This is a genomic window from Microcoleus sp. Pol12B5 (assembly GCF_036701335.1).
Classification (GTDB): Bacteria; Cyanobacteriota; Cyanobacteriia; order Cyanobacteriales; family Microcoleaceae; genus Microcoleus.
The window spans coordinates 23,641-29,681 of sequence record NZ_JAUBQQ010000075.1; the positions used below are offsets into that span (position 1 = coordinate 23,641).

Sequence of the window (6,041 nt, forward strand, 5' to 3'; positions counted from 1 at the left end):
TTTAACAGTCAGCCAAGGATACCGACCACAATCAGGCGCCGAGCCCCTGACTGATATTCGGGGGTGGCCCACAGACCACAGAGGTGTCTGTGGGAGTGACGCAATTGCTGTACCATTTTAGTTAGACTTGCACTTTTTTCCCCGATCTCGGCATTTTTTGTGCGTCCTGCAGACCAACGCCCAAGCCAATTACTGCAGCGAAACACCGCAAGCTCGAGCATCCATCTGTTAATCTTAGCTAGGGATGTACTCTGTGGAAACCGATCAGTCGATTTTAGATTTTAGGTTTTAGATTTTAGATTTACTCCACAGATGAATCGGGGAGCTTGAACTAGGGTCTAAAATTTTGATCGGTCCCCGACGAGTGTCGGTGGCTTGTATCGGTTTTTGGGCAGGGTCAATTAGCTCGATCGAGGTTTTTAAGGTCTCATCGCGCGCAGCAGAGTATCGAACCGACGGCGAAAACCCCTGCTGACTGTTTCCAGGCATCCAAATTTAAATTGGAAGTTGGGAAAGTACCCCCTAGCTCAACAGGTAAGGCCGGTTCCATGGGGGACGGACGATGGATAGCCCAGAACTGCTGAAAACTAGGGTGCCAAGCCGGGGGGGGCGGCGGCGAACATCCGACGCGCGATCGTACCCGGTGTTAGTATGGTCAGTCGTGGAGTTTTTCTACTACCGCTGGACGAATAAATTATATTCGATCGGGTATTTCCGTAAGCAGAGATCGGTAGCATTCCGGGAACCTGATGTTAAAACCTTTGTGATTGTTTTTAATACCTTGCCCGCTAAGCTGTCGCGCATTTAATTTGTAAGCTACTGTTTACTTAAACTCTTCTGATGCCGGCCGAAAGCCAGGGATCAAGCTTCAATTTAAAGGCAAAATAGCTTATCCACAAATCTAGTATTAGGGGATGAATTTTATTTTTTCATAACTAGAATATTAAATGATAAAAATTTTCTGTTTACCTCAAATCGTACTTAAAGTCAAGCACCAAAAAATATAATTTAATCTGGCTAATAAACTATGCCTATAAGTTACGTTATAAGATCAGTATAACATTAGTGAATCTTCTAAGAGGGTAGCTTAGAAACCCGCGTAAAAAAATTAATATAGTGGCCTGGCATTGTGAATCCTTCATTTTTTTCCTCACCATCTCACCAACAACAAACTCCCGGACTTTCTGGTTTTTCGATCCGGGTCGCTGTGCCCAACGACTTAACGCAGCTAGCTGATATTTTAGCCATGAGCTTTCACTCCCGCGAGGGGTTGGTAGAATGGGTGTATCCAGTGTTGCGTTTGGGCATTTACGAAGATTTAAAAAATCGACTGCGTTCTAAGGCAGAACATTACATTTGTCTGGTTGCTGAGCTAGTCTCGCGCGAGGAGGGAACACAGAATTATCGATCTCACCGAACTCAGCGTATGGCAGGAACAGTAGAAATGGCTTTGCGTTCTCGCTTTCCTTGGCAAATCCCTAGTTCTGACTATCCTTATTTGTCGAATTTAGCCGTTCACCCGGATTACCGGCGGCAGGGAGTTGCTCAACAATTGCTCAGCAACTGCGAGGAGACCGCCAAAGAATGGGGATTTTCGGAGATTTACCTCCACGTTCTGGAAAATAATCACCCGGCGCGACAGTTGTACTATCAGGCCGGCTATCGCTTGCAACAGGTGGATTGGAATTGGACTGGTTGGCTGTTCGGCCAGCCGCGCCGCCTGTTTTTACGCAAGCAGATTTCGCTATCCTAAGCTAAGTATTTGAATTGATCATGGGGAATTGGGGCTTCGCCAAGAAAAAGGAAAAAATAGCTATCCGTGTATTTTGTACTTCCGAATTGTGGATCAATGGAATGGGAATGGGGAATTAGTGATAAATTTTAGTTTGCTCTTAATTCCGATCGCACAACACGCTACCATTAGTTGGTAGTAAACACTTGAGCTACCAAGCCTTGTGTACCTTGGAACCCCTGAAAAACCCCCTACAAAGTTATAATATCAACTCCCGTATCCTCGTCAGACGTAAAAACCCGTCAAAAATCACGGAAGTTGCAACAGTAATTAATATAATTAATCTGTGTTGATCTGCCTGTATCTGGGGTAAAAAAATATAATTTATTCACCGCAGATGACAAGGGATTGACCCTGATTCACGCCGATAAAGATAAGAAATTTATGAATAATCCCCAGGCTAACCGATTTGATATTATACCAAATACGGCTTGAATACACCTTTATTTTTTAGCATTTTAGAGAGGGACAAAAGGCAACTGTAAGAGCGATGTCAAGGGCCGAGTGCAACAAAGTTTCTAACCCGGATTGAGTAGGGTGAGGAACGCCACAGAAGTTCTGATCTGCTGTGGCGTTTTGTTCGCCAGAACAGGAGACTTTCGCCGCCAATTCTAGAGTTCAGAGAGATTTGGTAGGAAATCCGAGGAGCCGATCGGCCCGTTAACCCCAACCAGATTTGCTAAAACCCGATCGGTTCCAGCTACTCGCAGCAGCGTACCGTTCGGAGTGGTGCTAAATTGCAACTGCTGGAAACTCAGCCCGTCGGTCAAAACAAACTTATCGACGCCTACCTCGAAGTTAATGACAGTATCAGTGCCGCCCTCACCATTCAACACATATCGATCGCTCCCAATACCTCCAATTAAAGTATCTTCGCCCAAGTCGCCAAACAGCCAGTCATCTCCAGCGCCCCCATTGAGAAGGTCGTTATCTTTACCACCAATCAAGGTATCGCTGCCAGCATCTCCGTTGATAGTATCTTGGCCTTCGTTGCCGTAAAGCAAGTCATCGCCCTCACCGCCGTTGATGCAGTCTTGCTGGTCGTTTGCGGCCACCGAGACACCCCGGTTATCAGCACGATCGCCATAGATGGTATCGTTGCCCTCGCCACCGCAGAGTTCATCGCTGCCGTCACCGCCGTAAATCAAGTCTTCGCCCAGATCTCCGTTTATGAGGTCGTTAGCTTTACCGCCGTAAATCAAGTCGTTGTCTTGACCGCCACTGATGGTATCGTCACCCTCATCGCCGAACAGCACATCAGCACCGATCCCACCAAAGAGCAAGTCCTGACCGCCAACATCATTAGCTCGACTTCGAGCACCGCCGTACATGGTGTCGTCGCCGCTGTCGCCAACAAGGGTATCAGAGCCGAGTTCGCCCCAAATCAGGTCATTATCTTTGCCACCCCAAACACAATCATTGCCTTTACCTGCTTGCACGGTATCATTACCGTGCCCGCCGCCTATGATGTCGTTGCCGCTGTCGGCAAAGATTAAGTCTTGTTCACCGAGATCCCCGATGGACTGGGAACTGCCACTGTCGCCGAGCAGAATATCAGCTCCTTGGCCGCCGTAGAGGGTATCGGAGCCTAATTGACCGTAGATGATGTCATTGCCTTTACCTCCGTAAGCGCGATCGTTATCTTTGCCTGCAACCAGCGTATCGTTGTCTTGTTGGCCGTTGAGGAAGTCGTTACCGAAGCCTCCGTACAGCAAGTCGCGTCCCTGGGAGTCGCTGGCACTTTGGTCGCGGATGCCCCCAAACAAGCTGTCGGAGCCGATGCCACCAAACAACGTATCGGAGCCAAGTTCGCCCCAAATTCGGTCATTTTCTTTACCTCCAAGGGCAATATCGTCACCTTTGCCGGTATGGATGGTATCATCGCCCTCGTTGCCGTTAATCAGGTCTGCACCGTTGCCTCCGAAGATCAAATCGCCATTGTTCTGAGCACTGCTGGAGTTATCGTTGCCGTTGTCTCCCAAAATCGTATCGGCACCTAGATCTCCAAACAGGCTGTCAGAGCCTAAGTCGCCGGCAATCCAGTCGTTCTGTTTGCCTGCAAATACGATATCGTTGCCCTCGTCTCCGTAAACAATATCGGTGTCAATGCCCCCAAAAATCGTGTCATTGTCTTCGTTGCCGTAAATTTCGTCCGCGCCGTCTTCACCTAAAAGCAGATCGTTGCCTTCAAAACCGACGATTTTTTGGTTGCCTTTGGTGTCTACGATCAAGTCATCGCCGTCGGTTCCTTTGGTGGTTTGTCCCTCTGAAAATTGTGAAATAGGCCGGACAAAGCCAACTGCGGGTGGTTGCTGCGGAGGCGCAAAGTTAATTCCCGGTTTTTCAATAATGGGCGAACATTGACAGTTGGTATCTGTTTCGGCGATCGGATTTGAGATACCGGGCGCAGGCGTTGGTGTGGGTGTAGGTATGAGTGGGGGAACACTTCCAACTGGCCTCAAGATAGCAGCAACAGTAGCGCTAGCTGGGCTAACTTTGCCGAGGTTGTCGGTGGCGGTGTAGCTGAAAGTTGCTCCGTTAAAGTCAACTGTGGCTACGAAAAATAGTTGTCCTATTTGTGCCGGAGTCAAAACTTGACCGACTGTCACGGGTATGTCGCCGTTGACTGAATCTGATAGGAACAGGACTCCTTGGTTGGCTGGGGGGACTCTGGTGATGGTGTAAGAGACGATCGACCCATCGGGGTCACTTCCTCCCAATCCCAACACCTGCACGATGCCGTTAGTCGGAACCGTGAAGTTAACATTGTTAATCGATGGCGGTTGGTTGGAAGTCGGGGAGATAGCGGCAACTGTAGCAGTGGCGGGGCTGGTAGCGCCGCTGTTATCTGTGGCGCTGTAGCTGAAATTGGCACCGGTAAAGTCGCCGGTGGATTGGAAAAATAGTTGTCCTATTTGTTCCGGTGTCAAAACTTGACCTGGTGTCACGGCTACTCCGCCGTTGGCTGGATCTCCTAAAAACAGGATTCCTTGGGCCGCTGGCGGCAGGGTGTTGATAGTGTAAGAGGCGATCGACCCATCGGGGTCACTTCCTCCCAATCCCGGCACCCGCGCGCTGCTGTTGGGCTCTACCGTGAAATTAGCATTGTTGGTTACTGGCGGTAAGTTTAGGGGATTTGGTGTGGGAGTTGCTCCTGTGGAACCGAGAGTAGCGGTAGCCAGGGAACTGGTAGCGCCGTTGCTATCTGTGGCGCTGTAGCTGAAAGTTGCTCCGGTAAAGCTACCTGTGGATTGGAAAAATAGTTGCTGTAACTGTTGAGGTGTCAGGATTTGACCTGGTGTCACGGGTACGCCGCCGTTGGCTGGATCTCCTAAAAACAGGACTCCTTGGGCCGCTGGGGGCAGGGTGTTGATGGTGTAAGAGGCGATCGACCCGTCGGGGTCGGGGTCGCTTCCTCCCAATCCTGTGACTAACTGGCTGCTGTTGGGCCCCAGGCTGGAGTTGGCATTGTTGGCAATTGGCGGTTGGTTGTCAGTTGTGCTGGGAGTTGGTGTGGGCCCTATCAGTCCAGCCACACTAGCGGTAGCGACTGGACTGATAGCACCGCTGTTGTCTGTAGCGGTGTAGGTGAAATTGGCTCCTGTAAAGTTGCCCGTCGTGAAGAAATATAGTTGCTGCAACTGTTGAGGAGTCAGGACTTGACCTGGTGTCACTGGTACACCGCCGTTGGCTGGATCTCCTAAAAACAGGACTGCTTGGTCTGGTGAGGGCAGGGTGTTGATCGTGTAAGAGACGATCGACCCGCCGGGGTCGGGGTCGCTTCCTCCCAATCCCGTGACTAACTTGCTGCTGTTGGGCCCGAGGCTGGAGTTGGCATTGTTGGCTAATGGCGGTTGGTTGTTAGTTGGAGTTGGTGTTGGTGTGGGAGTTGGCGCTTCTGGGCGCAAGATAGCCGCGACAGTAGCGGTAGCGGGACTGGATGCGCCGCTGTTGTCTGTGGCGCTGTAGGTGAAATTGGCTCCTGTAAAGTTGCCCTTCGTTTGGAAAAATAGTTGCTGCAACTGTTCTGGAGTCAGGACTTGACCTGGTGTCACTGGTACACCGCCGTTGGCTGGATCTCCTAAAAACAGGACTGCTTGGTCTGGTGAGGGCAGGGTGTTGAGCGTGTAAGAGGCGATCGACCCGTCGGGGTCGCTTCCTCCCAATCCTGTCACTAACTGGCTGCTGTTGGGCCCGAGGCTGGAGTTGGCATTGTTGGCTAATGGCGGTTGGTTGTTAGTTGGAGTTG

General features: G+C 50.3%; 3 protein-coding genes. 2 read left to right on the forward strand and 1 reads right to left on the reverse strand.

The features are described 5' to 3' along the window. The first annotated feature begins 562 nt into the window (after positions 1–562). Positions 563–808 carry a hypothetical protein gene (locus QUA24_RS23230; RefSeq protein WP_333232406.1) on the forward strand — a complete coding sequence of 82 codons (246 nt, stop codon included), beginning with the start codon at positions 563–565 and terminating at the stop codon, positions 806–808. A 321-nt stretch (positions 809–1,129) separates the two neighbouring features. Further along, entirely contained in the window at positions 1,130–1,753 is a 624-nt protein-coding gene (locus tag QUA24_RS23235) for a GNAT family N-acetyltransferase (protein WP_333215627.1), read from the forward strand. Between the two features lie 650 nt (positions 1,754–2,403). Here QUA24_RS23235 and QUA24_RS23240 read toward each other — a convergent pair. Continuing rightward, positions 2,404–6,041: Ig-like domain-containing protein (locus QUA24_RS23240; RefSeq protein WP_445242641.1), on the reverse strand; the 3,638-nt coding region annotated here is incomplete at its 5' end.